We start from the raw sequence: 26039 nt of genomic DNA, 5'->3' as shown, positions 1-26039 counted from the left end.
AGCCACCGTCCGCGGAGAGCCACCGTCCGTCGAGATCCGCCGCCCCTCGGGAGCCACCGTCCGTCAGCGCGCGGGCGGGACGGAGACCGACATGATCATCTCGACGGTTCGGGCCCCGTCGTTGCGGTAGCTGTGCGCGACGTCGGCCTCGAAGCTCGCCGACGCACCCGCCTCCACCGGGTACGGCTCACCGTCGACGACCAGGGTCAGCTCACCGGCGGTCACATGGAGCAGTTCGGTGGTGCCCGGCGGGTGGGGGTCGGAGGCCCCGGTGTCGCCGGGCATCAGCGTCCATGCCCACAGCTCCAGCGGTCCACGCGCCTCCGTGCCGACCAGCAGGGTGCTGCGACTGCCCGCCGGGGTGGACCACAGCCGTACGGCCTGGTCCTGCGGGACGATCCTGACCTGGGCGCCCTGTTCATGGTCGAGCAGGGTGGCGAGGGAGACCCCGAGCGCGTCGGCGATCTTGACCGTGGTGCCGACGCTCGGATTGGTACGGGCCTGCTCGATCTGGATGATCATCCCCCGGCTGACCCCCGCACGGGCCGCCAGCGCGTCGAGGGTGAAGCCCCGCTCACCGCGCCAGCGCCTCAGATTACGGGCGAGCGACCGCGTGAGCCGATCGAGGTCCGACACATTCCGTCCAATGTGTTCATGGGCAAGTCCACCCGGATTGCACTGCTTTGCGGTGCACCCGGGTATGCACCGCACTGTACTGCGCGGCTCACCCCTCCGGCCTCACAGGTCACCAGACCATCAGGCATCACGCCGACAGTTGGCTGAAAACAAACGACACGCACCCGAGCCGACGCCTCGTGAGAAAACGTTCAAGCGCCCGAACCCGGCATACGAGTGTCCCTTCGCTGCATGGTTGCCCCATACGGCAAAGCTTGTAACGATCAAATCCCTTTACCACACCAGCCTTGCACGGCAGGCAACTTCGGGACGAAGTCGCCCGTTGCGCGGGCTCGGGGGGACCCTGAGTGCTTCGCCAACGCCTCCCGTGGTTAGCATGAGCGCCACATGTGGTGCGGAAGATCACCGTCCCCATCGGTGTCAGATCCCGCCCATGCGGCCGAAGCCCGCAGGTCGGCCGGTCTGTTCCCCCCGCACTCAAGTACCGAGGGACCGCGGAATGTCAGTGCCTGTCGCCCCCAGCCCGCACCGCATACCCACGGAGCGGTCGTTGTCGCTCGCCGTTCCGCTGGCCTTGCTGGTGGTGGCCGGCGCCGCCGGAGGAGCGGTCGCCGCCACGGCGCCGGACCCGGCGCGCGCCTGGGTGGCCACCACCGTCGCCGTCGCCTGGGTCTGCCTCACCGCCGCCGTCGTCACCGCCGCCCTGCTGCTGCGCCGGGCGCGCCGCGCCGCCGCGGCGGCGCACACCGGGAGCAGAACCGCGGAGACGCAACTCGCCCAGAACGGCGCCGACTCCGCGCATCTGCTGAACGTCACGCTCCCCGCGGTCGTCAAGAAGCTCCGTGAGGGCGCGAGCGCCCAGGAGACCTTCGCGACCACGCCGCCGCCGTCCGACCCGCAACTCCGCCGGATCCTGGAGACGTTCACCGGCGAGATAGCCGCCGCGGAGGCGCGCGCGGCCCGGGCGGTCGCCGAGCGCGAGACCGCCGTCGCCCAGCTGACCGAGGCGGCCGACGAACTCGACCTTCTCACCGGCAAGACGCTCCCCGACGCGCTCTCCGGACTGCGCTCGGGCGGCTCCGCCGACACCGTCCTCTCCACCGTCGTACCGCCCACCGATCCCCGCCTCCGCGTCCTGGTGGACGCCATGGTCCGGGAGTTCGCGACCAGTGAGCGCCGCGCCGCGGCGGCCCAGGCGGCGAGCGCCAAGGCACTGAGCCGGGTCCAGGCCAAGGCCGTGTCCATGCTGGCCGACCTGCGCGAGATGCAGGACCGGCACGGCGAGGACGTCTTCGGCGATCTCCTCAAGCTCGACCACAACACCTCGCAGCTCGGGCTGCTCACCGACCGGCTCGCCCTGCTGATGGGCGGGCGCGCGAGCCGCGCCTGGAACAAGCCGATCGCCATGGAGTCGATCCTGCGCGGCGCGGTGGGCCGTATCGCCGCCTACCAGCGGGTCAGGCTGCACTGCTCCAGCAACGCCGCGATCGCCGGATTCGCCGCCGAGCCCGTGATGCACCTGCTCGCCGAACTGATGGACAACGCGGCGAACTTCTCGCCGCCGATCGACGAGGTCCATGTCTACGTCGAGGAGCGCACCGCCGGCGTCGTCGTGACCATCGAGGACAGCGGCCTGAAGATGGCCGCCGCCGCGATGCGCCGCGCCGAGGAGTCCGTCTCGGGGCGGGTGACCGACCTCGCGATGCTCCAGGGCACCCGGCTCGGTCTGGCCGTCGTGGGCCGGCTGGCCGCCAAGTACCGCATCAGCGTCAACTTCCGGCCCTCGTCGCGCGGTGGCACGGGCGTCGTCGTCCTCTTCCCGCCGCAGCTCGTGGCCCAGCAGCGCGGCATGACGCCCGAGCAGTCGCTGCGCCGCCCGGCGGCGGAGGCGACCGTGCCCTCCCCCGCCGCCCCGCCCGTCGCCTCCGCCACGCCGCCCCCGCCGGTACCGACGTCCACGGCGTGGCCGGTGCTGCCCTCCCCGTCCGCCCCTGCCGAAGGACCCCGTGCCGCGACACCGGGCGGCCTGCCGGTACGCCCGCCGGGCCGCACCATGGCCGCGGCCGACCGCGGCCGGCCGCACTCGGAGCCTCAGCCCCCGGCGCCGCAGCCCGAACGCCGCGACGTGGGTGCCCGGTTCGGCGCCTTCCACCGTGCCCGTAACGCCGCTGACGCCGCGTCCGGCGAGGAGACCGGCACGGGACCGGACAGCGCCCCCGACGTCCCCGGCACCCCCGGCGCTCCCGACACGCCCCCCGCCCCCGGCACTCCGGCCGGATAACACCGCGCCCACCCCGTACGGCGCCCGGGGCATCGGCGCCCTCATCCCCACCCGGAACGTGAGATCGGAGGCACGGGCGGGCAGGTGACCGGAAATCCGGATCCCTCCCGTCCCACGCACACCATGCAGACCACAGACAACAGCCTGACCTGGCTCCTCGAGAACCTGTTGGAGCGCACCCCCGGCACCCGGCATGCCCTCGTGCTCTCCCGCGACGGACTGAAGCTCTGCTGGAGCCGTCACCTCACCCTCGACCAGGCCGACCAGTTGTCCGCCATCTGCTCCGGCATCCAGGCGCTCGCGCAGGGCGCCTCGGTGGAGTTCGGCAGCGGCAGTGGCGGCGTACGCCACTCGATGACGGAGTTCCACGGCGGGCTCCTGTTCATCGTCGAGGCCGGCGACGGGGCGCACCTGGCGGTCGTCGCCGAGGACGGCGCCGACCCCGGTGTGGTGGGCCACCAGATGAGCGAGCTGGTCGAACAGATCGGTGAGCATCTGCGGGCGGAACCGCGCACACCCGCCGAGGGCAGCGCGCACTCATGATCAGGCGGCCCGTCGACACCGGGGACCCCGACCGGCTGTACACCGTCACCGGTGGCCGCAGCCGGGCCGACGACGACACGTTCGACCTGGTCACCTTGATCGTCAGCGAGTGCCGGCCGACCGCGGGGATGCAGTCGGAGCACGTGCGGATCCTGGAGCTGTGCCGCCATCCCATGGCCGTCGTCGAGATCTCCGCCGACCTGCGGCTGCCCGTGACGGTGGTACGGATCCTCCTGGGCGATCTCCTCGCGACGGGCCGCATCACCGCCAGACACCCGCGCACGGCGCGCTCCGCCGACCTTCCCGACTCCGCTCTCCTGAAGGAGGTGCTCCTTGGACTCCGCAACCTCTGAGCTGCCGGCGCGTACCCCGCTGAGCGACGCCGCAGAGACCGGCCTGAAGATCGTCATCGTGGGCGGCTTCGGGGTCGGCAAGACCACCCTGGTCCGCTCGGTCAGCGAGATAAGACCGCTCAACACCGAAGAAGTCATGACGCAGGCCGGGGTCGGCGTCGACGAGACCGCCGGGCTGACCTCGAAGACGACCACGACGGTCGCCTTCGACTTCGGCCGCATCAGCCTCAACGACCGCATGGTGCTCTACTTGTTCGGGGCACCGGGCCAGGAGCGGTTCTGGTTCCTGTGGGACCGGCTCTTCTCCGGCACGCTGGGCGCGGTCGTCCTGGTCGACACCCGGCGGATGAGCGAGTCCTGGTACGCCATCGACCGGCTCGAACACCACCGGACGCCCTTCGTGGTGGCCGTCAACCGGTTCGACGACGACGCCTCGGCGTTCTCGCTGGACGAGATCCGCCAGGCCCTCTCGCTGCCGGAGCATGTGCCGCTGATCGACTGCGACGCGCGGGTCCGCTCCTCCGGCAAGAACGTTCTGATCACCCTCGTGGACCACCTCTACGAACTGGCCATGGCCCGGGAGATGACACCATGACCGACCCCGCAGGACCTGTCGAGGGACAGGCCCCGCCACCCGGCTGCCCCGCGCACGCGGGCGGCGCGGTACGGCTGGGCGGCCTCGAATACCAGCAGACGCCGTCCCAGCTCTACCGCGCCATGCGCACGGAGCACGGCGCGGTCGCGCCCATCCTGCTCGACGGCGACATCCCCGCCTGGCTGGTGCTCGGCTACGCCGAGGTCTCCTACGTCACCGGCCACGACGAGCTGTTCGCCCGGGACTCACGCCGCTGGAACCAGTGGCCGAACATCCCCGCCGACTGGCCGCTCATGCCGTTCGTCGGCTACCAGCCCTCGCTGCTGTTCACCGAGGGCGCCGAGCACCAGCGGCGCGCCGGAGTGATCACGGAGGCGCTGGAGGCGGTCGACCAGTTCGAACTCGCCCACACCTGCCGGGAGATCGCCGAAGGGCTCATCGACGCGTTCGCGGGCAGCGGCCAGGCCGAGCTGATGGCCTCGTACGCGCACGCGCTGCCGATGCGCGCGGTGGTCCAGCTCTGCGGGATGCCCGCCGGCGGCGTGGACACCGAGGATCTCGTACGGGACCTGCGGATCTCGCTGGACGCCCCCGAGGACGACGACCCGGTCGCGGCCTACCTGCGGGTGCAGGACCGCATGGAGCGGCTCGTCAAGGAGAAGCGGAACAGCCCCGGCACCGATGTCACGTCGCGGATGCTGGCCCACCCGGCCGGGCTGACGGACGAGGAGGTCGTCCAGGACCTGATCACCGTCATCGCCGCGGCGCAGCAGCCGACGGCCAACTGGATCTGCAACTCGCTGCGGCTGCTGCTGACCGACGACCGGTTCGCGCTGAACGTGTCGGGTGGCCGGCTCAGTGTCGGGCAGGCCCTCAACGAGGTGCTGTGGCTGGACACCCCGACACAGAACTTCGTCGGCCGGTGGGCGGTGCGGGACACGCAGCTCGCCGGGCGGCAGATCAAGGCGGGCGACTGTCTGGTCCTCGGCTTCGCGGCGGCCAACACCGATCCGCAGATCTGGCCCGAGGGGCATGTCGGGGCGGAGAACTCGGCGCACCTCTCGTTCAGCAACGGTGAGCACCGCTGCCTCTACCCGGGGCCGCTGCTCGCGGACGTCATCGCCCGTACGGCGGTCGAGACGCTGCTGGAGCGGCTGCCGGACGTGGTGCTGGCCGTGGAGCCGCACGAGCTGACCTGGCGGCCGTCGATCTGGATGCGCGGGCTGACCGCGCTGCCGGTGAGTTTCACGCCGGTGGTGCAGTAACCGATCGCGTACGGCGGCGGCTCGTGCCGTACGGACCGATGTGCGGGTACGTACCGACGCGGGCGTACCCGCTGCCGACGCGCGGGGGTGTTTCGGCCGCCGGGCCCGGGAGTTCCGGGCCCGGCGGGCACCGTGATCAGCAGACCTGCGTGATCAGCAGACCGCCGTCATCAGCCGACAGGCGTGAACTCCACCGGCAGGGACTGCGGTCCCCGGGTGAACACCCCTTGCTCGACCGGGTCGAAGCCCTCCGCCAGCCGGATGTCCGGCATGGCGTCCAGGAGTTGGTTGATCCCGGTCTCGACCTCCGCCTTCGCTAGCAGCGCCCCGACACAGAAGTGCCGGCCGAGGGCGAAGGCGAGATGGTCGGCCGCGGCGGAGAACGCGGTGGTGGCGGTCAGGTCGTCGCGGAAGATGTCGAAGGAGTCCGGCTCCCGGTAGCGCGAGCCGTCGCGGTTGGCCGCTCCGATCAGGCAGGTCACCGTCGAGCCGGCGGGGACGGTGCCGCCGCTCAGCTCCACGTCCGCGGCCGTCTGCCGCATGATCATGTGCACGGGCGGGGTGAACCGGAGCGTCTCCGCGAAGGCCCGGTCGATCAGCGTACGGTCGCGCTGTACGGCGGCGAGCTGCTCGGGGTGGAGCAGGAGGTTCGCGAAGATGCTGGCGATCGCCTTGTCGGTGGTCTCGCCGCCGGCGGCGAGCAGCAGGCTGCAGAACGCCTTGATGTCCTCGTCGCTCATCCGTACGCCGTCGACCTCGGCGGCGCAGAGGGTGGAGAGGAGGTCGTCGCCGAGGTGGTCGCGCCGCTCCCGGATGATCGGCAGCATGTACTCGGCGAACTCGACCCGGGTCCGCTCACCGGCCGCCGCCACCTCGGGGTCGCCCGAGAGATTGCCCAGGAAGGCGATGACCGCGGTGTACCAGCCGTGGAAACGGCCGTGGTCGGCCTTGTCGAGGCCCAGCATGTCGGCGATGACGTTGACGGGGAAGCGGGTGGCGTACGCCTCGACCAGATCGACGGAGCCGGTGTGCCGGAACGTGTCGATCAGTTCACGGGAGTTGCGTTCGATGACGGGCTGGAACTTGTCCCGCAGATCACCGCCGCGGAAGGCCGGCGCGACCAGGGCGCGGCGTACGGCGTGCTCCCGCCCGCTGAGCTGCAGGATCGTCTTGCCGTGCACGGGTTCGAGCTGCCAGTCGTAGTTGTCGGTGGTGAACACCGACTCCTTGTCCTTGAAGGCCCGTTCGACGTCGTCGTACCGCGAGATGATGTAGCTCTTCGTGGCCTCGTGCCAGATGAGCGGGGCGCTCTCCCGCATCGTCCGGTAGGCGGGGTACGGGTTCTCCGCGAATTCCGGCGACAGTATGTCGGGGATCTGCTCTGCGGTGGCCATGGCACTCCCTCTGTTAGGTGCCGCCCGATCGGTAACGGGCGGCACCTCAAGGGTATTGATCATTGGCCAACAGAAACAGGCCAGCTCCTGGCTGTTGGGGAGCGGCTCAGTCCGCGACGGGTACGGTGTCCGGCCCGGCCGACGCCGCGGCCCTGGCCTGCCGTGCCTGCTCGCCGGCCTTCTTGGCGCGGCTCTTCAGGATGAGCATGGAGGTGATCCCGATGAGGACGGCGAGCACGAGTCCCAGCCAGGAGAAGCGCTTGAGCCATGCCTCGGCGACGACGCCCACGGAGTAGACGACGGCGGTCGTGCCGCCCGCCCACACGATGCCGCCCAGCACGTTGGCGATCAGGAACTTCCAGTACGGCATGCGCAGGACGCCCGCGAGCGGTCCGGCGAAGATCCGGAGCAGGGCGACGAAGCGGCCGAAGAAGACCGCCCACATGCCCCACTTCTCGAACGACCGCTCCGCCATGGCGATCTGGTCCTCGCCGAAGTGCTTGGGGAAGCGTGCACCGAGCCAGGTGAGTAGGGGCCTGCCGCCCTTGCGTCCGATGGCGTAGCCGATCGAGTCACCGATGATCGCGCCGGCCGTGGCGCAGGCCCCGAGGATGTACGGGTTGATCTCGCCGTGCTGGGAGGCGAGCAGCGCGGAGCTGACGAGGACGATCTCGCCGGGCAACGGGATGCCGAGGCTCTCCAGTCCGATGACCACCCCGACCAGGATGTAAATACTGACCGCGGGGATGGTCTCCAGCCACTCCTGGACGTGCAACGGCGGTTCCTCCTGTGCGTCACTGGTTCCGTGGGCCGTGCGCCGTGTGCCGGATTCCCGGATACCGGGTTCCCCGTGCCGTCGCGCGCGGGCGCGCGCCGCGCGGGCGCACGCGGCGCAGCCTACCCGGGGTGACGGCCACGGGAAATTCGGGGCGCCCGGCGCCGGGCCGCGACCGCGGCACCACTCGCGACATTACTTACGAGTAGGGCAGCTTCACCAACCCCTGGCAAGGCGGACGTAGCAGCCCCACCGGGTCCCCCTCTATCGTTACTGGCCATGTGGCAAGGACAGCAGCCGCCCGGGGGCGAGCAGAACCCGCAGGACCAGAATCCCAATCCGTACCAGCAGCCGGGGTACCAGCAGCCGAACCCGTACCAGCAGCCGGGATACCCGCAGCAGCCCGGGTACGGCTATCCGCAGCAGCCGGGGGCCGAGCAGCAGCCCGGATATCAGCAGCCGGGGTACCAGCAGCCCAACCCGTACCAGCAGCAGCCGACGGTGCCGACGCAGTACGCCGTGGCCGAGACGCCCGGCGGCCCCGGGCCCTCGGGCGACGACAAGAAGAAGACGACGATCGTGGCGGTCGTCGCGGCCTCGGTGGTCGTGATCGCCGCCGCGGGCACGGCCTTCTTCGTGCTGGGCAAGGATGACGGTTCGAGCGACAAGGCGGCGGACCCGAAGGCGTCCACGTCGGCCTCGGCGTCCGGTTCCGACGAGCCGGGCACAGGGGCCTCGCAGGAGAACCCGCGCAGCGGCGCGGCCGCCGAGCCGCAGGTCGAGGGCTGGAAGGTCGTGACCAACCCCAAGCACGGGACGCAGTTCGACGTTCCCGCCGAATGGGAGGTCTCGAAGCCGGGGATCATAGCCGGGTTCGAGGATGTCGAGAAGGGCGACGGCTCGCCCGCGATCTCCTTCTCCGCGCCGGCCTACTTCAAGTCGGAGTGGTGCTCGCAGGACACGAACAAGGACGGCAAGCTGGAGTACAGCAGCCTGGCGGGCACCGGCACCAAGGGCGCGAGGGGCGCCACGGACACGGCGACAGCCTCGCAGAACGAGGCGGGCAGCTGGGTGTGGGCCGCGTACGCGCAGCACGAGCCGAAGTCCACGCTGAAGCAGAAGATCAAGGTCGGCAAGCCCGAGGCGTTCACCACCACGTCGGGGCTCAAGGGCCACTTCACGACGGCCGAGAGCACGGGTCTCGACCTGAAGAACAAGTGTGACACCGACGGCAAGGCGATCGCCTTCACGTTCACCAACGCCAAGGGCGACTACGCGACGTGGGTCCTGTACGCGAACAAGGGCGTGCCGGACGAACTGTCCGAGGCGACGATGAAGAAGATCATGGGCACGGTCCGTCTCGCCGGGGCGGCCCCGGAGTCCTGACCCGATCCGCCGGCCGGTCCCGCCGCCGGCCGGGAGCCGGACGCGCCCCGGCCGGCGGCCTCTGTCCGGCGGCCGACGGTCGGCGGCGGGACCGGCGGCTGGGCCTCCGTACACGGGCGAACCTCCGTACACGGGCGACTAGCCGTCGGCGGGCCGGTGGGCCAGGAGGTACGCCTGGGGGACCTTTTCGTCGCCGCTGGGCTCGCGCACCAGACGGGCGTCCATCCTGAAGCCGGCCTTCTCCAGCCCCTCGGTGACCCGGTCGGGCGAGAGCCGGTGGAAGTCGAGGGACACGGTGTGGCCGAACGCCTCGGTGAAGCGCAGCGGTGCGTCGCCGACCTGGAAGGCGACCAGGAGGTGGCCGCCCGGGGCCAGCACGCGGTGGAACTCCGCGAACACCTCGGGATGCGACTCCGGCGGGACATGGATGACGGAGTACCAGGCGAGAAGGCCCGTGAGGGAGCCGTCCGGGAGGTCCAGCGCGGTCATCGACCCCTCGTCGAAGCGCAGCTCCGGGTGGTTGCGCCGGGCCAGCGCCAGCATCGCCGGGGACAGGTCGATCCCGGAGAGGCGCACCCCGAGGGAGTGCAGGAACCCGGTCACCCGGCCCGCCCCGCTGCCCACCTCGACGACGGGGCCGCCCCCGGCGCCCTTGATCAGCTCGGCGAAGGCCGTGAGCATGGCGGTGCCCAGCGGACCGTCCACCAGCATGGTGGGGAATCTCTCGGCGTAGTCGCCGGCGATCTTGTCGTAACCCTCGCGGGTGTCACGCAGAAAGGTGGCTTCCGTCATGACGAGGACAGTAGCCGGGGCCCACGGGTCAGCCCACGGAAAACGCGCCATCGGGCGGCCGCGGCGAGGGGACCGCGCCCGCGTCCCGTACCGGTGCCGCGTTCCCCGTGAACCGGCGGAGCGACGCCCCGTGTTCGACCCGGGCGGGGAAGGCGTCCGCGGCGGTGCGACGGGCCAGGGACGCCGTGTCGAGCGGGCGGTGCGAGGCGACCAGCACGGCGTTGCCGAAGCGCCGCCCGCGCAGCACGGGCGGTTCCGCGATCAGGGCCAGCTCCGCGAAGGCCGTGGCGAATGTGGCCAGTTGTGATCGGAGGAAGGCGAACGGGGCGCCGTCCGCGAGATTCGCCGCGTAGACCCCGTCGGCACGCAGCACCCGCGCGGCCTCCCGCGCGTACTCGACGGAGGTGAGGTGCGCGGGGATCCGCGAGCCGCCGAAGACATCGGCGACCAGGACGTCCACGGAGCGGTCGGGCGCCGCTTCGAGGAAGCGCCGGGCGTCCGCCGTGTGGGCGGTGATCCCCGCGTCCGCCGGTATCGGCAGCTCCTGCTCGACCAGCGCCAGCAGCGCCGCGTCGGCCTCCACCACGGACTGCGCGGAGCCGGGCCGGGTCGCGGCGACGTAGCGGGGCAGGGTGAGGGCGCCGCCGCCGAGGTGGAGCACCGTGAGCGGCGCGGGAGGCTCCGCCCACCCGGCGGACGCCGCGCAGTCGACGACATGGGCGAGGCGCCGTACGTACTCGAACTCCAGGTGCGCCGGCTCGTCCAGGTCGACGTACGACTGGGGCGCACCGTCGACCGTCAGCAGCCAGGCCCGCGCCCGGTCCACGTCGGGCAGGAGCCTGGCGGTGCCGTGGTCGACGGCGCGGATGACGGGGATCGACTCGTTCACGGTCCCATTGTGCGCCGCCCCGGGGACCCGGTGCGGGGTCCCCGGGGCGGCCGTGGTCACAGCAGGGTGGTGACGGTGCCGGCGCCGACCGTACGGCCGCCCTCGCGGATCGCGAAGCCGAGCCCCGGCTCCAGCGGGATGTCGCGGCCCAGCTCCACGGTCACGGTGACCGTGTCCCCGGGGCGTGCCACGCCCGCCTCGCCCAGGTCGATGTCGCCGACGACGTCCGCCGTACGGATGTAGAACTGCGGCCGGTAGCCGCTGCTCACCGGTGTGGTCCTGCCGCCTTCCTTCGTGGACAGCACGTACACCCGCGCGGTGAAGCGCCTGCTGGGGACGACGCTCTCCGGCGCCGTGACGACGTGGCCCCGGCGGACCGCGTCGCGCGGCATGCCGCGCAGCAGCAGCGCGACGTTGTCGCCGGCCTCGGCGGACTCCATCGGCTTGCCGAAGGTCTCCAGCCCGGTGACGGTGGTGGGCTGCGGTCCGGTGGCGGCGCCCAGCACCTCCACCCGGTCGCCGACCCGCACCGTGCCGCGCTCGACGGCGCCGGTGACGACCGTGCCGCGCCCGGTGATGGTGAGGACGTTCTCCACCGGGAGCAGGAACGGCGCGTCCGTGTACCTGACCGGCATCGGCACATACGTGTCGACCGCGTCGAGCAGCGCCTCCACGGCGGCGGTCCACCGTGGCTCGCCCGCCAGCGCGCCGAGCGCGGAGACCCGTACGACGGGCGCCGCGTCGCCGCCGTAGCCGTGCTCGGTGAGCAGCTCGCGGACCTCCAGCTCGACCAGGTCGGTCAGCTCGTCGTCCCCGAGGTCGGCCTTGGTGAGGGCGACGACGATGTGGTTGACGCCGACCTGCCGGGCGAGCAGGACGTGCTCGGCGGTCTGGGGCATGATCCCCTCCAGCGCGGACACGACGAGGATCGCCCCGTCGAGCTGGGCCGCGCCGGTGACCATGTTCTTGATGTAGTCGGCGTGGCCGGGCATGTCGACATGCGCGTAGTGCCGGGTGTCGGTCTCGTACTCGACGTGCGCGATGTTGATGGTGATCCCCCGCGCGGCCTCCTCGGGGGCCCGGTCGATCCGGTCGAAGGGCACGAAGGTGCCGGTCCCGCGGTCGCTGAGGACCTTGGTGATGGCGGCGGTCAAGGTGGTCTTGCCGTGGTCGACGTGGCCCATGGTGCCGATGTTGACGTGCGGCTTGGTGCGCACGTATGCCGTCTTGGGCATTGGTTCCTGCCTGGACTCGAAGCGTGAGCGGGACCCCTGGGCCTTGCCGACCCTCCCCCTGCGGGGTCCGCCGGACGTTCCGGGAAGGGTCAGCTTCGGGCGCCGCCGAGGGGCGCCTGGACTGCGGCCGCTGCCGCTGCGAGCGGCGCCGCCGCCGTCAGGTGTGCGGCAGCCTTCGGCGCGTCCGCGACTGCGGACGGCGCTGCGAGGAAGGCGTACCGGAACATGGCGCCGATCCTGTCCCATGCCCGGCGCCACGTCGAATGGTTTTCCGCGGGGGGCCAGTTGGCGTGCTCGGGCAGTGGGGCACGCCCGACCGAGGAGATCGGGTACGACGTGGGCCACCCTTTACGTCGCTCCTCCCTCGGGTCGGTTAGTCTCCCCGAATGCTCGACACCGTCCCCCGGTCTGCCCCGGACCAAGGTCCCGCTGTCGTTGTCCGCCGCTCCAGGGCGCTGCTCTCGCCCTGGTTCCGTTTCGCCGTGCTGATCGCCGTGCTGGGCGCGGCGGCCACCGTGGTGCTGCTGTACGAGCCACAGCGGCTGCTCGCGGACGGCTGGCCCGAACAGCTGCGCGGGGGCACGGCCGTGGTGCTGTTCGCCGTGGCGTACGGGCTGTGCGCCACCGCGTTCGTCCCGCGCCCGCTGCTCAATCTCGCCGCGGGCGCGCTCTTCGGCTCGGCGTTCGGCCTGGCGGCGGCGCTCGGGGGGACGGTGCTGGCGGCGGGGGCGTCCTTCGCGCTCGGCCGCCTCCTCGGCCAGGACGCGCTGCGGCCGCTGCTGCGGGGCCGCTGGCTGAAGGCGGCGGACGGGCAGCTCAGCGGGCACGGCTTCCGGTCGATGCTGGCCATCCGGCTCTTCCCCGGGGTGCCGTTCGCCGTGGCGAACTACTGCGCGGCGGTCTCCCGGATGCGGGCGTCGTCGTTCCTGCTGGCGACGGCCGTCGGATCGGTCCCGAACACGGCGGCGTACGTGGTCGCGGGCAGCCGGGCCACCTCGCCGACCTCACCGGCGTTCCTGCTGGCGACCGGGTTCATCGTGGTCACGGCGGTGGGCGCGGGCGTGCTCGCCTGGCGGGAGCGGCACCGCCTCCCGGGACGCCGCCCCTAGAGTCCCTCGTTCGGACAGGTCCTGGAGTCCCTCGTTCGGACGGGCCCTGGAGTCCCTCGTTCGGACAGGCCCTAGAGGTGCGCCGTTCCCTCGGCGAGCCCGAGGTCGCCGCCGGGCGGCGGGGCCGCGAAGCGCGCCACATCCGCCTCGGTGACCTCCGCGAGTTCCTTCGGCGACCAGCGCGGGGCGCGGTCCTTGTCGATGACCCGGGCGCGGATCCCCTCCACCAGATCGGGGTGGGCGAGCGCGGCGCACGAGGCGCGGTAGGCGCGGTCGAGCGTCTCCTCCAGTGTGCTCGGCGGCCCGTCCCGGCGTATCGCGGCGAGCGTCACCTTCAGGGCCGTCGGTGAGCGGGAGAGCAGGATCTCCGCGGTGTCCTTCGCCGCGGGCACCCCGCTGTCCAGCAGCCGTCCGACGATCTCCGTGACCGAGTCGGCCGCGTAACAGGCGTCGATCCACGGACGGTCCTCGGCGAGCCGGCCGCCGGGAGGCGTGGCCGCGTACCGCAGGACCGTCTCCCGTACGTCCGCCGCGTCCCGTACCGCGGGCGCGGCCAGGGCGTCGCACAGCGCGGTCAGCCGCTCGGCGGGGACGAAGTGGTCCGCGAGCCCGCACAGCAGCGCGTCGGCCGCGCCGACCGTGTTCCCGGTGAGGGCGAGGTGGGTGCCGAGTTCGCCGGGCGCGCGGGCCAGCAGGTAGGTGCCGCCGACGTCGGGGGCGAGGCCGATGGCGGTCTCCGGCATGGCGACGGCGGACCGCTCGGTGACGATCCGCACCCCGGCGTGGCCGGAGAGCCCGACGCCGCCGCCCATCACGATGCCGTCCATGAGCGCGACGAAGGGGATCCGGTAGTGCGCGATACGGGAGTTGAGCCGGTACTCGTCGCGCCAGAAGGCGGGCGTGGCGGTGGAGCCGGCGCGGGCGTCCTCGTGGATGGCACGGATGTCGCCGCCCGCGCAGAGCCCGCGCTCCCCCGCGCCGGAGAGGATCACGGCCGTCACGCCCGCGTCGCGCTCCCACCGGTCCAGGGCGGCGCTGATGGTCAGCACCATGGGGTGGGTCAGGGCGTTGAGGGCGCGCGGGCGGTTCAGCGTGATGCGGGCGGTGGAGCCCGCCCGGCCGAGGAGCACCGGTTCGTCGTCGTGGACCATGCCGCCCAGTATCGGGCACGGCAGTTACGGCCGGGCCAGCGCCTCGATGATCCGTTCGGCGGCGAGCGTCGCGGTCAGCGTGCCCTCCCGTACCTGCCGTTCCAGCGCGGGCGCCACCTCCCGTACGCCCGGGTGCTCGCGCAGCCGGTCCAGGAGGTGGTCGCGGACCATCGTCCAGGCCCAGTCGACCTGCTGGTCGCTGCGCTTGCGCGTGAGGCGGCCGTCGGCCTCCAGGACCCGGCGGTGCTGTTCGAGCCGCTCCCACACCGCGTCGAGCCCGGTCCCCTCGCGGGCGCTGCAGTGGAGCACCGGGGGTGTCCAGGCCGCGTCCACCGGGTGCATCAGCCGCAGCGCGCCCGCGAGTTCCCGCGCCGCGGAGCGCGCGTCGCGTTCGTGCGGGCCGTCGGCCTTGTTGACGGCGATGACGTCGGCCAGTTCCAGGACGCCCTTCTTGATGCCCTGGAGCTGGTCGCCGGTGCGCGCGAGGGTGAGCAGCAGGAAGGAGTCGACCATGTCGGCGACCGCCGTCTCCGACTGTCCCACGCCCACGGTCTCGACGAGGACGACGTCGTACCCCGCCGCCTCCATCACGACGATGGTCTCCCGGGTCGCCTTGGCGACCCCGCCCAGCGTGCCCGCCGTGGGCGAGGGCCGGACGAACGCGGCCGGGTCCGCCGCCAGCCGCTCCATCCGGGTCTTGTCGCCCAGGATGGAGCCGCCGGTCCGGCTGGAGGACGGGTCGACGGCGAGGACGGCGACCCGGTGGCCGAGGCCGGTGAGCAGGGTGCCGAGCGCGTCGATGAAGGTCGACTTGCCGACGCCGGGCACCCCGCTGACCCCGATCCGGCGGGCCCGCCCCGAGTGCGGCAGCAGCTCGGTCAGCAGCCGCTGCGCGAGTGCGCGGTGGTCGGCCCTGGTGGACTCCACCAGCGTGACGGCACGGGCGATGTACGAACGGGAGCCGTCCAGGACGCCCTTGACGTAGGTGTCGATGTCGATCTCGCTCCGGGGCGCCACGCGTTCACCGCTCGTGGCCGAGCGAGGCCGCCAGGGAGACCAGCAGGTCGTGCGCCGCGTCGGGGATGACCGTGCCCGGCGGGAACACCGCCGCCGCGCCCGCCCGGCGCAGCTCCTCGACGTCCTGGGGCGGGATCACCCCGCCGACGACGATCATGATGTCCTCCCGGCCCTCCGCGGCGAGTTCCTCGCGCAGCGCCGGTACGAGCGTGAGGTGCCCGGCGGCCAGCGAGGAGACGCCGACGATGTGCGCGTCGGCCTCGACCGCCTGCCGGGCCACCTCGGCCGGCGTCTGGAAGAGCGGACCGACGTCGACGTCGAAGCCCAGGTCGGCGAAGGCGGTCGCGATCACCTTCTGGCCGCGGTCGTGGCCGTCCTGGCCCATCTTGGCCACCAGGATGCGCGGGCGGCGTCCCTCGGCCTCCTCGAACTCCCGGGCGGCCGCGCGGGTGCGCTCGACGGCCGGGGAGCTGCCTGCCTCGTTGCGGTACACACCGGCGATGGTACGGATCTGGCCCGAGTGGCGCCCGTACACCTTCTCCAGGGCGTCGGAGATCTCGCCGACGGTGGCCTTGGCGCGGGCGGCGTCCACCGCGAGGGCGAGCAGGTTGCCGTCGAGCCCGGGGCCCGGTCCGGACGCGGCGGCGGCGGTGAGGGCACGCAGCGCGTCCTGGCAGGCGGGCTCGGAGCGCTCGGCGCGCAGCCGGCGCAGCTTCTCGATCTGCTGGGCACGTACGGAGGAGTTGTCGACCTTGAGGACGTCGATCTTCTCGTCGGTCTCGACGCGGTACTTGTTGACGCCGATGACGGGCTGGCGCCCGGAGTCGATCCGCGCCTGGGTGCGGGCGGCGGCCTCCTCCACCCGCAGTTTCGGGATGCCCGCGTCGATGGCCTGCGCCATGCCGCCGGCCGCCTCGACCTCCTCGATGTGCTGCCAGGCGCGGCGCGCGAGGTCGTAGGTGAGCTTCTCGACGTACGCGCTGCCGCCCCACGGGTCGGTGACCCGGCAGGTCCCGGACTCCTGCTGGATGAGGAGCTGGGTGTTGCGGGCGATGCGGGCGGAGAAGTCGGTGGGCAGGGCCAGCGCCTCGTCGAGCGCGTTGGTGTGCAGCGACTGGGTGTGGCCCTGGGTGGCGGCCATCGCCTCGACGCAGGTGCGGGTGACGTTGTTGAAGACGTCCTGCGCGGTGAGGGACCAGCCGGAGGTCTGCGCATGGGTGCGCAGGGAGAGCGACTTGGCGTTCTGCGGGTCGAACTTCCTGACCAGCTTGGCCCAGAGCAGCCGGGCCGCCCGCAACTTGGCGATCTCCATGAAGAAGTTCATGCCGATGGCCCAGAAGAAGGAGAGCCGGGGCGCGAACGCGTCCACGTCGAGCCCGGCACCGAGTCCGGCGCGCAGGTACTCGACGCCGTCGGCGAGGGTGTAGGCCAGCTCCAGGTCGGCGGTCGCGCCCGCCTCCTGGATGTGGTAGCCGGAGATCGAGATGGAGTTGTAGCGGGGCATCTTCCGCGAGGTGTACGCGAAGATGTCGGAGATGATCCGCATCGAGGGTTTCGGCGGATAGATGTAGGTGTTGCGGACCATGAACTCCTTGAGGATGTCGTTCTGGATGGTCCCGGCGAGCTTCTCGGGCGGTACGCCCTGTTCCTCCGCCGCCACGATGTAGAGGGCGAGTACGGGCAGCACGGCGCCGTTCATCGTCATCGACACGCTCATCCGGTCGAGCGGGATGCCGTCGAAGAGCCGTCGCATGTCGTAGATCGAGTCGATGGCGACCCCGGCCATGCCGACGTCGCCGGTGACCCGGGGGTGGTCGCTGTCGTAGCCGCGGTGGGTCGGCAGGTCGAAGGCGACCGACAGGCCCTTCTGCCCGGCCGCCAGGTTGCGCCGGTAGAAGGCGTTGGACTCCTCGGCGGTGGAGAACCCGGCGTACTGGCGGATGGTCCAGGGCTGGTTGACGTACATCGTGGGGTACGGGCCGCGCAGGTACGGCGCGATCCCGGGGTAGGTGCCGAGGAAGTCGAGCCCGGTCAGGTCGTCGGCCGTGTAGAGCGGTTTGACGGCGATGCCCTCGGGGGTGTCCCAGCGGAGGTCGTCGTCGCCCTTCCCGGTCTGTTCCTTGACGGCTGTGCGCCACTGGTCGGCGGTGACCCCGGCGCTGTCGGCGCTGTCGGCGCTGTCGGCGCTGTCATCGGGGTCCAGTTCGATCTCGGAGAAGTCGGGGATCCCCATCACGCCACTCCCATCCGGTCGAGGACCGAGGTGAGGACGGCGATCGCGTCGCCGCCCGCGACGACGAAGTCGTCGACCCCGGCCCGTACATAGGTCTCACGCTGTTCGCCGGGGCGGCCCGCGAGGAACACCTGCCCGGCGCCCGCCGACTTGAGCGCCTCGGCGACGGGTGCGGCGCTCTCGGCGTAGAGCGCGTCGCTGGAGCAGATGCAGGCGACGCCCGCCCCGCTGCGGGTGAAGGCGTCGGCGGCGGTCGCCGCGTCGCTCAGGTCGGCCGGCTCCGGGTCCTGGACGGGTTCGATGCCCCCGGCCTGGAAGAGGCCGGCGGCGAAGGTGGCGCGGGCGGTGTGCGCGGCGGCGGGGCCGAGCGTGGCGAGGAAGACACGGGGCCGGGAGCCGGTGGCGGCGAGGTGCGCGTCGGAGCGGGCGCGCAGTTCCTCGTATGCCTCGTCGCGGTGGACGACGGGCAGCCCACCCGTCAACGGCTCGGGCGGAGCGGGCGGCGCGTCGCGCTCCACCGGGGGCTGGGACAGCTGCGGGAACTCGCTGACTCCGGTGATGGGTTCGCGTCTCCGGGCGAGTTGCGTGGAGCGCTCGGCCCAGGTGGCGGCGAGCCGTTCGCCGACGAGTCCGGAGCGCAGGGCGGCGTGCTGGCCGCCGGCGCGTTCGATCTCCTGGAACCAGGCCCAGGCGGCGTGGGCGAGTTCGTCGGTGAGCCGCTCGACGTACCAGGACCCGCCGACGGGGTCGATGACGCGGCCGAGGTGGGACTCCTCCAGGAGGATCGTCGAGGTGTTGCGGGCGATCCTGCGGGCGAAGGCGTCGGGAAGTCCGAGGGCGTGGTCGAAGGGGAGCACGGTCACGGCGTCGGCGCCGCCCACCCCGGCGGCGAGCGCGGCGACCGTGGTGCGCAGCATGTTCACCCAGGGGTCGCGGCGGGTCATCATCACGGCGGAGGTGACGGCGTGCTGGCGCTGCGCCGAGGCGGCGGGTCCGGCGCCGCTGACCTCCGCGACGCGGGCCCACAGCCGCCGGGCGGCGCGGAGTTTGGCGATGGTCAGGAACTGGTCGGCGGTGGCCGCGTACCGGAATTCGAGCTGTCGGCAGGCGGCGTCCACGGAGAGCCCGCCGGCGGTGAGGTCGCGCAGCCAGCCGACGCCGGTGGCGAGCGAGCACCCCAGTTCCTGCGCGTCGGAGGCGCCTGCCTCGTGGTAGGGCAGGGCGTCCACGGCGATGGCACGCAGGCCGGGGTAGTGGCGGTCGCAGAGCGCGGCGAGTGCGGCGGCCTCGCCCGTACGGTCCGTCACGTCCGTTCCCGTACGGGCGAATCGGCCGACCGGGTCGGCGCCGAGGGTGCCGCGCACCGCCTCGCGGGCCACTCCGCGCTCGTCGTGGATCCTCAGCAACTCACGTGCGGCGGGCTCGAACGCGTCGCCCGCGTCGAGTGCGACGGGCGCCAGGTCGAGATGGACGCCGTCGAGCGCGGCGGCCAGCGCGGACACGGGCACCCCTTCCGCGCCGACGGCGAGCCACAGGGAGGTGACCCCGTTCTCCAGGTCGGCGAGGACCGCCTCGTTGGTCAGGGCGGGGTCGGGGCGGGTGTGGCGCTGGCGTACGTCCCAGCCGGAGACTGCGCCGCCCTCCGGCCTGCCGCCGCGGGTGAACGGCGCGAAGCCGGGAAAGCCGCCGGTGCCGGGGGCGCCGTCGGGCGCCGTGCCGGGGGCGTCCTCCGCCGTGTAGAGGGGCCGGGTGGACAACCCGTCCTGGAGCGCGGTGGAGAGCGCTTCCTCGGCCGCCGCCCCCGCCACGTCCCGGCCCGACCTGCGCAGCACACCTGACACCAGGTTCTGCCACTGTTCGCGGGTCGCGTCGGGGAACTCTGCTGCCAGGGAAAGCCCGTCGTCATTGAGGACCGTCATGGCGCGATCGTAGGACAGCGCGTTGATCGCGCAGCAGAGCGCGTGGCTGTGACCTTCCCCTCTCCCGCCCCTACGGGATCCCTTCGGGTGCGGGTTCCGCCGGTGCGGGGGCGCGCGGTACGGGAGGGCGGCGTACGGGCGGTGTGCGCCGTACGGCGGACCCCGTGACGTCAGATCCCTGCCGCTGTCCGTTCACCCGCAGGCGCTACGCTGCCCACGCCCGGGACGATGAGATCGCCATAGTTTGCGCCTGAACGGGGTCATTTGACATGCCATGACTCCGCCCCAGCAGCGCCGTGCCAGAAGAGGAGTCAGCGTGTGCGACCCCTCTCCTTCCTCCGTACGAGCGACTCCCTGTCCGGCCCGCCGGCCCTTCCTCCTCCCGCACCCGTCCCTCGCCCACTGCCCCTCACCGCCGCTCACCGGACCGTCGTCGCGCCGGCCGGTGGCTGATCATCTTTTGGATGGCGTCCTCCTCCCATGTCTTGGTTCGAATCTTTCATCCTGGGGCTCGTCCAGGGGCTGACCGAGTTCCTGCCCATCTCGTCGAGCGCGCATCTGCGGCTGACCGCGGTGTTCGCGGGCTGGCACGACCCGGGCGCGGCGTTCACCGCGATCACCCAGATCGGCACGGAAGCGGCTGTACTGATCTACTTCCGCAAGGACATCGCCCGCATCCTCTCGGCGTGGTTCCGTTCGCTGACGAACAAGGAGATGCGCGGCGACCACGACGCGCAGATGGGGTGGCTGGTCATCGTCGGCTCGATCCCGATCGGGGTCCTGGGCGTCACGCTGAAGGACCAGATCAACGGGCCGTTCCGGGATCTGCGGCTGATCGCCGTCACGCTGATCGTGATGGGCATCGTCCTCGGCATCGCCGACCGGCTGGCGGCCCGTGACGAGACGGGCGGCAAGCACCGCGCGATCAAGGAGCGCAAGTCGCTGAAGGACCTGAGCGTCAGGGACGGTCTGATCTTCGGCTTCTGCCAGGCGATGGCCCTGGTGCCGGGCGTCTCCCGGTCGGGCGCGACGATCAGCGGCGGCCTGCTGATGGGCTACACGCGTGAGGCGGCGGCCCGCTACTCGTTCCTGCTCGCGATCCCGGCCGTGCTGGCCTCGGGGGCGTACGAGCTGAAGGACGCGGGCGAGGGCCATGTCTCCTGGGGGCCGACCCTCTTCGCGACGCTGATCGCCTTCGTGGTGGGATACGCGGTCATCGCCTGGTTCATGAAGTTCATCACCACGAAGAGCTTCATGCCGTTCGTGATCTACCGGGTGCTGCTGGGCATCGCCATCCTCGTCCTGGTCGGTACGGACACGCTGAGCCCGCACGCGGGCGAGTCGGCCGGCTGACCGCGTACGGGCCCTGGGTGACCGGGGCGGAACGGGGACCGGCGGATCAGGGGAAGAGCACGATCCCGACGGCGATCACCAGCACGACCACGGCCACGATGGCGAGGACGCTCCAGGTACCGCGGTGGAGCAGCGGAGTCTTCGGGCCACCGCCGCGCGGCCGGTCCTCCGGCAGCTTCGGGTGGGGCGGCCTGTCGCTTGCGTAGAAATCCGCTTCGGACAACATCTTCGAACCTCCTCACAGAGGTCACCACTCACGCGCCTTATACCCTCAAAAATAACAAATGCACATAAAGTGAAACCCGGATGCGTGAGGGATTGCCTACCACGAGTGTGAGCAAGGACGCTCCCGGAACGGCGCCGAGCGCCCCCGGCCGCCCCTAGGCTGGTCACATGTCCTCCACTTCCGCATCCGCCATCCGGGCCTCCGGCGCCGTCGCGGCCAATGAGCGGATTCGCGCGCTCGTCGACGCGGCCGACGGAACCTGGCCCTCGGAGGCGTACGAAGTCCTCCTCCTCGAATGGGCCGCGGCCCTGCACGACGACGTCGACCAGGCCGCCTAGGCCCGCCGGAGCGCCGCACCCGGCGCGGAACGGCACAGCACCGCACAGCCCCTGGGCCATCCAGGGGCTGTTCCTTTTGCGGCCTGCGTGCGCGTCTCTTGGCCCGGGGCCCTCCCTGCCGGAGACTGAACCGATGACACAGCGTGTGGATCTCGCGACCGTGATGGACCGTCTCGCCATCGATGAGGTGATCACCGGCTACGCGGTGGCCGTGGACGAGGGCGACTGGCCGGGATTCCGCGCCCTGTTCACCGCGGACGGCCGCGCCGACTACACCGCGGCGGGCGGTATCGAGGGCCCGGCGGCCGAGGTCGCCGACTGGCTGGCCGGCACGCTGCGCCCGTACACCGTGCGCCAGCACCTGATCGTCAACCGGCGGCTGCGCCTCCAGGACCTGGGCGGCTACCCCGGCGACCGGGCCGAGGTCCGCGCCGACTTCCTGAGCCCGCTGCGCCACACCTCGGGCGCCGACCTGCTGCGCGGCGGCACCTTCACCTTCGGGCTGCTCCGCGACGACGCCCGGTGGCGGCTGCGTACGGTCGCGGTGCACGAGAAGTGGCGGCGCGGCCCGGATCCCACCACGCCCTGATCCCACCTGCTCCCTGATCCCGCTTCCTCTGATCCTCCCCTGATCCCACCTGCCACCTGATCCCGGCTGCGCCGCCGATCCCGCTTCGCCGCCGTCCTGCGGGGAAGGGTCTGCTGGACGGACATGGCGAGGAGGCACGGTGACGGGGACCACGGTCGTCCTGCGGGAGCGGTCACTGCACGGCCGGGGCCTGGCGTCGCCGTGGTGGCGCGGGGCCGCGGCGGTGGCGGCCGGGGCGCTCTCCGCACCGGCCTTTCCCGCGCCCTCGCTGTGGTGGCTCGCGTATGTCTCCCTGGTGCCCTGGATGCTGCTCGTACGGAGCGCCCCCACGCCCCGCCGGGCCGCGCTGGACGGCTGGCTGGGCGGGCTCGGCTTCATGGTCGCCGTGCACCACTGGCTCATACCGAGCCTGCATGTCTTCATCGTGCTGCTGGCGGGCCTGCTCGGGCTGCTCTGGGCGCCCTGGGGATGGCTGGTGCGCTCCGTGCTGGGCGGCCCCGCGCCGTCCGCGGGACGCGCGCTCGCCGCGCCGGCCGTGGTCGCCTCGGGATGGCTGGTGATCGAGGTGGCCAGGTCCTGGGAGGGGCTGGGCGGCCCGTGGGGGCTGCTCGGCGCCAGTCAGTGGGAGGTCTCCCCCGCCCTGCGGCTCGCCTCGGTGGGCGGGGTGTGGCTGGTGAGCCTGGTGGTGGTCGCGGTGAACACCGCGCTGACCCTGCTGATAGCGGTGGCCGCCGCGCGGACCGCCGCGGCCGTGACCCTGGTGGTCTGCGGTCTCGTGGCCGGGTCGGCGGCGGCCTGGGCACCACGGCCCGAACCGTCCGGCCACACCCGGATCGCGGTTGTCCAGCCGGGCGTCATAGGCGGCGCCGACTCCGTCGAGCGGCGCTTCGCGCGCGGCGAGGCCCTGACCCGCACCCTGGCCGGGCAGCGGCCCGCTCTGGTGGTGTGGGGCGAGAGCAGCGTCGGAATGGATCTGAAGCGGCGACCCGATCTCGCCGGTCGGCTCGCCGCGCTCTCCCGCACGGTCGGGGCGGAGATCCTGGTCAACGTGGACGCGCGCAGCACGGACGCGTCGGGGCGTCCGGGCATCTTCAAACGCGCCGTCCTCGTGGGCCCCGGCGGACCGACCGGCGATACGTACGACAAGACGCGTCTGGTCCCCTTCGGTGAGTACGTCCCGGCGCGTGCCGCCCTCGGCTGGGTCACCTCGGTGGGCAAGGCGGCGGGCGAGGACCGGGTGCGCGGCACGCGCCAGGTGGTGATGACGGCGCCGGAACCGGACGGGGGCCGACTGCGGTTCGGGCCGCTGATCTGCTTCGAAACCGCCTTCCCCGACATGAGCCGGCGGCTGGTGCGGTCGGGCGCGCAGGTGCTGGTCGCCCAGTCGTCCACCTCGTCGTTCCAGGGCAGCTGGGCACCGGAGCAGCACGCGTCACTGGCGGCGCTGCGGGCCGCGGAGAACGGCCGTCCGATGGTCCACGCCACGCTCACCGGCGTCAGCGCCGTCTTCGGCCCGGACGGACGCCGGGTCGGGAGCCCCGTCGGTACCGAACGCTCCGCCGCCACCGTCTTCGACATACCGCTGGCGAACGGCACGACCCCGTACACCAGGCTGGGCGACTGGGCGGTGTACGGGGCGCTCACCGTGCTGGCGTTCGCGCTCGCGGTGGAGGGCGTACGGTCGCTCAGGCGTCCCGGGGCCTCTCGTCCAGCACCGCGCGTACCACCCGCTCGCACAGCTCGTGCGTCCGCAGGGCGTCCTGTGCGCTGAGGGTCCGGCCGGCCCGTACGGCGTCCAGGAAGCTCAGGACGCACTGTTCGACACCCCGCTGCCGGGCGACGGGCACCCAGTCGCCGCGCCGCCGTACGCTCGGCTGCCCCTTGTGGTCGATGATCGTCGCGAGATCGTGGACGGCCCGCTTGGTGTCCTGCCCCGAGACCTCCAGGATCTCCTCGGCGGAGCCGCTCCGCCGGTTCATCATGCCGATCGCGGTGAAGCCGTCGCCGGAGAGCTGGAGCACGACGTGGTGCAGCAGCCCGTCCCTGATCCTGGCCCGCGCCTCGGTGTGCTCGACGGGTCCCGGCAGCAGGAAGCGCAGGGTGTCGACGACATGGATGAAGTCGTCCAGGACGAAGGTGCGCGGGTCCTCGGGGAGCCCGACGCGGTTCTTCTGGAGCAGGATCAGTTCACGCGGGTGGTCCAGGCACTGGACGTAGCCGGGCGCGAAGCGGCGGTTGAAGCCGACGGCGAGACCGACGCCGCGCTCCTCGGCCAGCTCCACCAACCGCCGCGCGTCGGCGAGTTCGTACGCCAGGGGCTTGTCGACGTACGTGGGCACGCCCGCCGCCAGCAGCCGCGTCACGATCTCGGCGTGGGCGGCGGTCGGGGCGTGCACGAACGCGGCGTCGAGGCCTTGCGCGAGCAGGGCGTCCAGGTCCCGGTGGCAGTGCTCGGCGGGGACACGGAAGGTCTCGGCGGTGCGCGTGAGGGTGGCGGGACTCCGGGTCTGGAGGTGCGGTTCGACCCCGGGGAGGGTGGTCAGCACCGGCAGGTACGCCTTGTGCGCGATGTCGCCGAGCCCGATGCAGCCGACCTTCACGGGGGTCTCCCTGGCGTGGGTGGAGCGCGGTCGCCCCACGGTGGGTTCAGTGCTCCGCGCGGCCTTCTTCCCGCTGTCCGCGCGGTGTCCCGGCAGCATACGGGCGCTGCGGTGGGCGCCAGTCGGCGATGCCGTCGAAGTTCCGCAGCACGAGCCCGGGGACGAGCCGGGACACCCCCGCGACGAGGTGGTCGCGCAGGGCCGCGGTGACCGCTCCGCCGACGCCGGCCAGCCGGCCCGTCCGGTGCGCCTGGCGGACGATCGCGGTCGTACGGGGCAGCCGGGCGGCGGTGTACGCGGCGAGGTCGGGGGCGGCCAGGGCGGTACCGGGTCCCGCGTGGTGGGCGAGGACGACGGCGTCCTCGATCGCCTGGTTGCCGCCCTGCGCCAGGGTGGGCTGCATGGCGTGGGCGGCGTCCCCGATCAGGGCGACCCGGCCGCGGTGGTACGCGGGCAGCGGCGACCGCATCTCGTGGACGTCGTGGCGCAGGACGTCCCCGGGAGCGGCGGCGTCGATGATCCGGGGTACGGGGTCGTGCCAGTCGCCGAAGAGCCGGCGCAGCTCGGCCCGCTCGTCGTCGGGGGCGTGAGCGCCGGCGGGCGTCACGGCCATGGCGTACGCGTACACGCGGCCGTCCTTGAGCGGCTGGGTGCCCCAGAGGCGGCCCCGGCCCCAGGTCTCGTGCGGCGCGAACGGCCGCCCGGGCGGCGGGACGACCACCCGCCAGGTGGTGCATCCGGCGTACACCGGTCCCGGGTGGCCGGGGAAGAGCATCCGGCGGGCGGCGGACCGGGCGCCGTCGGCGGCGACGACGAGTTCGGCCTCCAGGGCGCCGTCAGGGGTGTCCACGACGGCGGCCCTCGGACCGGCGCCGAGGCTGTCGCCGGGGTCACCGGGGCCGCCGCCGGGGTCGGTGAGCGTGGCGGCGGCCCCGGTCCGTACAGCCCCTTCGGGGAGCGCGTCGCACAGGATCCCCAGCAGGGTGGCCCGGTGGAGCAGGACGAGGGGTCCGCCGAACCGCTCGGCCGCCGCCTGCCCGTCCATCCGGTTGAGCCAGCGGCCCGCGGGGGTACGGAGCCCGCCGGCGCCCTGCCAGGCGGAGAGCTCCCTGACCCGGTCGCCGAGACCGATGACGTCGAGCGCGCGCTGCGCGTTGGGCATGAGGCCGATGCCGGCGCCGACCGGGGTGAGCGCGGGGGCTCGTTCCAGGACGGTGACCGCCCAGCCCCGCTGGTGCAGGGCGATGGCCGCGGTCAGACCGCCGATTCCACCGCCGATGACGACGGCACGGGGCTGGTTCATGGCGTCTCCTCCCCTGGCCGCGCCGATTCCGACGCGAACTACAGGTGTAGTGGCATG

The 26039-nt window shown here is 72.5% G+C and carries 24 protein-coding genes; 11 read left to right on the top strand and 13 right to left on the bottom strand.

The genetic code is table 11. The annotated features are described in order from the left end of the window. Positions 1-63: 63 nt before the first annotated feature. The gene (locus ACFXKG_RS36035; RefSeq protein ID WP_384848135.1) at positions 64-636 is read right to left on the bottom strand and encodes a helix-turn-helix domain-containing protein; all 573 of its coding nucleotides are present in this window, start codon (positions 634-636) and stop codon (positions 64-66) included. Positions 637-1135: 499 nt separating this feature from the next. Here ACFXKG_RS36035 and ACFXKG_RS36030 point away from each other — a divergent pair, with 499 nt between their 5' ends. The 5 genes from ACFXKG_RS36030 to ACFXKG_RS36010 all read left to right on the top strand — a co-directional run bounded on the left by ACFXKG_RS36030 (position 1136) and on the right by ACFXKG_RS36010 (position 5673). Beyond that, a complete protein-coding gene (locus ACFXKG_RS36030) occupies positions 1136-2917 on the top strand; it encodes an ATP-binding protein (RefSeq protein ID WP_384848131.1) in 1782 nt (593 codons plus the stop codon). A gap of 123 nt (positions 2918-3040) precedes the next feature. Further along, the gene (locus tag ACFXKG_RS36025) at positions 3041-3460 is read left to right on the top strand and encodes a roadblock/LC7 domain-containing protein (RefSeq protein WP_382896612.1); all 420 of its coding nucleotides are present in this window, start codon (positions 3041-3043) and stop codon (positions 3458-3460) included. Then, on the top strand, positions 3457-3813 hold the full coding sequence (locus ACFXKG_RS36020) for a DUF742 domain-containing protein (protein WP_384848128.1): 357 nt from the start codon (positions 3457-3459) through the stop codon (positions 3811-3813). Before ACFXKG_RS36025 ends, ACFXKG_RS36020 begins: the two co-directional genes overlap by 4 nt. After that, positions 3794-4408: an ATP/GTP-binding protein gene (locus tag ACFXKG_RS36015; protein WP_384848125.1), complete on the top strand. Its 615-nt coding sequence runs from the start codon at positions 3794-3796 to the stop codon at positions 4406-4408. Before ACFXKG_RS36020 ends, ACFXKG_RS36015 begins: the two co-directional genes overlap by 20 nt. Continuing rightward, positions 4405-5673 carry a cytochrome P450 gene (locus ACFXKG_RS36010; RefSeq protein WP_384848122.1) on the top strand — a complete coding sequence of 423 codons (1269 nt, stop codon included), beginning with the start codon at positions 4405-4407 and terminating at the stop codon, positions 5671-5673. Before ACFXKG_RS36015 ends, ACFXKG_RS36010 begins: the two co-directional genes overlap by 4 nt. A 170-nt stretch (positions 5674-5843) precedes the next feature. Here ACFXKG_RS36010 and ACFXKG_RS36005 read toward each other — a convergent pair whose 3' ends face one another. Both ACFXKG_RS36005 and ACFXKG_RS36000 read right to left on the bottom strand, forming a co-directional pair. Next, complete coding sequence (locus tag ACFXKG_RS36005) at positions 5844-7067, bottom strand: cytochrome P450 (RefSeq protein ID WP_365816807.1); 1224 nt, start codon at positions 7065-7067, stop codon at positions 5844-5846. 106 nt (positions 7068-7173) lie between these two features. Next, positions 7174-7842: a DedA family protein gene (locus tag ACFXKG_RS36000; protein ID WP_384848119.1), complete on the bottom strand. Its 669-nt coding sequence runs from the start codon at positions 7840-7842 to the stop codon at positions 7174-7176. Positions 7843-8121: 279 nt separating this feature from the next. Between ACFXKG_RS36000 and ACFXKG_RS35995 the strand changes: the two genes are divergently transcribed. Further along, entirely contained in the window at positions 8122-9228 is a 1107-nt protein-coding gene (locus ACFXKG_RS35995; RefSeq protein WP_384848116.1) for a hypothetical protein, read from the top strand. A gap of 138 nt (positions 9229-9366) precedes the next feature. On the opposite strand, the gene ACFXKG_RS35990 is transcribed toward ACFXKG_RS35995, so the two are convergent. From ACFXKG_RS35990 to tuf, 3 genes are read right to left on the bottom strand one after another with little or no spacing between them, the layout of a single operon-like run. After that, on the bottom strand, positions 9367-10020 hold the full coding sequence (locus ACFXKG_RS35990; RefSeq protein WP_384848113.1) for a class I SAM-dependent methyltransferase: 654 nt from the start codon (positions 10018-10020) through the stop codon (positions 9367-9369). 28 nt (positions 10021-10048) lie between these two features. Beyond that, entirely contained in the window at positions 10049-10909 is an 861-nt protein-coding gene (locus ACFXKG_RS35985; protein WP_384848110.1) for a spermidine synthase, read from the bottom strand. A 56-nt stretch (positions 10910-10965) separates the two neighbouring features. Beyond that, positions 10966-12144: an elongation factor Tu gene (gene tuf / locus ACFXKG_RS35980; protein ID WP_382896590.1), complete on the bottom strand. Its 1179-nt coding sequence runs from the start codon at positions 12142-12144 to the stop codon at positions 10966-10968. A gap of 386 nt (positions 12145-12530) precedes the next feature. Here tuf and ACFXKG_RS35975 point away from each other — a divergent pair, with 386 nt between their 5' ends. After that, positions 12531-13253 (top strand): TVP38/TMEM64 family protein, encoded by a 723-nt coding sequence (locus ACFXKG_RS35975; protein ID WP_384848106.1) that lies wholly within the window; start codon positions 12531-12533, stop codon positions 13251-13253. Positions 13254-13324: 71 nt separating this feature from the next. On the opposite strand, the gene ACFXKG_RS35970 is transcribed toward ACFXKG_RS35975, so the two are convergent. Genes ACFXKG_RS35970 through ACFXKG_RS35955 form a run of 4 tightly spaced genes read right to left on the bottom strand, consistent with a single transcriptional unit; the run spans position 13325 to position 19573 of the window. After that, positions 13325-14404 (bottom strand): enoyl-CoA hydratase/isomerase family protein, encoded by a 1080-nt coding sequence (locus ACFXKG_RS35970; RefSeq protein ID WP_384848103.1) that lies wholly within the window; start codon positions 14402-14404, stop codon positions 13325-13327. 24 nt (positions 14405-14428) lie between these two features. Next, positions 14429-15421: a methylmalonyl Co-A mutase-associated GTPase MeaB gene (meaB, locus tag ACFXKG_RS35965; protein ID WP_382896581.1), complete on the bottom strand. Its 993-nt coding sequence runs from the start codon at positions 15419-15421 to the stop codon at positions 14429-14431. A gap of 4 nt (positions 15422-15425) precedes the next feature. After that, on the bottom strand, positions 15426-17654 hold the full coding sequence (scpA, locus tag ACFXKG_RS35960; protein ID WP_384848100.1) for a methylmalonyl-CoA mutase: 2229 nt from the start codon (positions 17652-17654) through the stop codon (positions 15426-15428). Further along, complete coding sequence (locus ACFXKG_RS35955) at positions 17654-19573, bottom strand: methylmalonyl-CoA mutase family protein (protein ID WP_384848097.1); 1920 nt, start codon at positions 19571-19573, stop codon at positions 17654-17656. The genes scpA and ACFXKG_RS35955 overlap by 1 nt, the downstream gene beginning before the upstream one ends. Before the next feature lie 480 nt (positions 19574-20053). On the opposite strand from ACFXKG_RS35955, the gene ACFXKG_RS35950 reads away from it, so the two are divergent. After that, on the top strand, positions 20054-20926 hold the full coding sequence (locus tag ACFXKG_RS35950; RefSeq protein WP_384848094.1) for an undecaprenyl-diphosphate phosphatase: 873 nt from the start codon (positions 20054-20056) through the stop codon (positions 20924-20926). Between the two features lie 46 nt (positions 20927-20972). On the opposite strand, the gene ACFXKG_RS35945 is transcribed toward ACFXKG_RS35950, so the two are convergent. Next, positions 20973-21152 carry a hypothetical protein gene (locus ACFXKG_RS35945; protein ID WP_384848091.1) on the bottom strand — a complete coding sequence of 60 codons (180 nt, stop codon included), beginning with the start codon at positions 21150-21152 and terminating at the stop codon, positions 20973-20975. Positions 21153-21319: 167 nt separating this feature from the next. Between ACFXKG_RS35945 and ACFXKG_RS35940 the strand changes: the two genes are divergently transcribed. The 3 genes from ACFXKG_RS35940 (at position 21320) to lnt (ending at position 23850) form a co-directional block, all read left to right on the top strand. Beyond that, on the top strand, positions 21320-21490 hold the full coding sequence (locus tag ACFXKG_RS35940) for a hypothetical protein (RefSeq protein WP_365816834.1): 171 nt from the start codon (positions 21320-21322) through the stop codon (positions 21488-21490). Between the two features lie 133 nt (positions 21491-21623). After that, on the top strand, positions 21624-22079 hold the full coding sequence (locus tag ACFXKG_RS35935) for a nuclear transport factor 2 family protein (RefSeq protein ID WP_384848088.1): 456 nt from the start codon (positions 21624-21626) through the stop codon (positions 22077-22079). Positions 22080-22218: 139 nt separating this feature from the next. Beyond that, a complete protein-coding gene (gene lnt / locus ACFXKG_RS35930; protein ID WP_384848085.1) occupies positions 22219-23850 on the top strand; it encodes an apolipoprotein N-acyltransferase in 1632 nt (543 codons plus the stop codon). Here lnt and ACFXKG_RS35925 read toward each other — a convergent pair. Further along, entirely contained in the window at positions 23765-24679 is a 915-nt protein-coding gene (locus tag ACFXKG_RS35925) for a Gfo/Idh/MocA family protein (RefSeq protein WP_384848082.1), read from the bottom strand. The genes lnt and ACFXKG_RS35925 overlap by 86 nt on opposite strands. A gap of 46 nt (positions 24680-24725) precedes the next feature. After that, entirely contained in the window at positions 24726-25982 is a 1257-nt protein-coding gene (locus tag ACFXKG_RS35920) for an FAD-dependent monooxygenase (RefSeq protein ID WP_384848079.1), read from the bottom strand. Between the last annotated feature and the right edge of the window lie 57 nt (positions 25983-26039).

It is taken from the genome of Streptomyces sp. NPDC059255 (genome assembly GCF_042752355.1).
Lineage (GTDB): Bacteria > Actinomycetota > Actinomycetes > Streptomycetales > Streptomycetaceae > Streptomyces.
Note: the sequence above shows the minus strand (reverse complement) of the source record. Positions and strands in the feature narration are given on the sequence as shown.

Excerpts from the sequence above, each read along its gene's own strand:
- ACFXKG_RS36030 (WP_384848131.1), top strand. The coding sequence starts at position 1,136 with ATGTCAGTGCCTGTCGCCCCCAGCCCGCACCGCATACCCACGGAGCGG.
- ACFXKG_RS36025 (WP_382896612.1), top strand. The coding sequence starts at position 3,041 with ATGCAGACCACAGACAACAGCCTGACCTGGCTCCTCGAGAACCTGTTG.
- ACFXKG_RS36020 (WP_384848128.1), top strand. The coding sequence starts at position 3,457 with ATGATCAGGCGGCCCGTCGACACCGGGGACCCCGACCGGCTGTACACC.
- ACFXKG_RS36010 (WP_384848122.1), top strand. The coding sequence starts at position 4,405 with ATGACCGACCCCGCAGGACCTGTCGAGGGACAGGCCCCGCCACCCGGC.
- ACFXKG_RS36005 (WP_365816807.1), bottom strand. The coding sequence starts at position 7,067 with ATGGCCACCGCAGAGCAGATCCCCGACATACTGTCGCCGGAATTCGCG.
- ACFXKG_RS35995 (WP_384848116.1), top strand. The coding sequence starts at position 8,122 with ATGTGGCAAGGACAGCAGCCGCCCGGGGGCGAGCAGAACCCGCAGGAC.
- ACFXKG_RS35990 (WP_384848113.1), bottom strand. The coding sequence starts at position 10,020 with ATGACGGAAGCCACCTTTCTGCGTGACACCCGCGAGGGTTACGACAAG.
- tuf (WP_382896590.1), bottom strand. The coding sequence starts at position 12,144 with ATGCCCAAGACGGCATACGTGCGCACCAAGCCGCACGTCAACATCGGC.
- ACFXKG_RS35975 (WP_384848106.1), top strand. The coding sequence starts at position 12,531 with ATGCTCGACACCGTCCCCCGGTCTGCCCCGGACCAAGGTCCCGCTGTC.
- ACFXKG_RS35970 (WP_384848103.1), bottom strand. The coding sequence starts at position 14,404 with ATGGTCCACGACGACGAACCGGTGCTCCTCGGCCGGGCGGGCTCCACC.
- scpA (WP_384848100.1), bottom strand. The coding sequence starts at position 17,654 with ATGGGGATCCCCGACTTCTCCGAGATCGAACTGGACCCCGATGACAGC.
- ACFXKG_RS35955 (WP_384848097.1), bottom strand. The coding sequence starts at position 19,573 with ATGACGGTCCTCAATGACGACGGGCTTTCCCTGGCAGCAGAGTTCCCC.
- ACFXKG_RS35950 (WP_384848094.1), top strand. The coding sequence starts at position 20,054 with ATGTCTTGGTTCGAATCTTTCATCCTGGGGCTCGTCCAGGGGCTGACC.
- ACFXKG_RS35945 (WP_384848091.1), bottom strand. The coding sequence starts at position 21,152 with ATGTTGTCCGAAGCGGATTTCTACGCAAGCGACAGGCCGCCCCACCCG.
- ACFXKG_RS35940 (WP_365816834.1), top strand. The coding sequence starts at position 21,320 with ATGTCCTCCACTTCCGCATCCGCCATCCGGGCCTCCGGCGCCGTCGCG.
- ACFXKG_RS35935 (WP_384848088.1), top strand. The coding sequence starts at position 21,624 with ATGACACAGCGTGTGGATCTCGCGACCGTGATGGACCGTCTCGCCATC.
- ACFXKG_RS35920 (WP_384848079.1), bottom strand. The coding sequence starts at position 25,982 with ATGAACCAGCCCCGTGCCGTCGTCATCGGCGGTGGAATCGGCGGTCTG.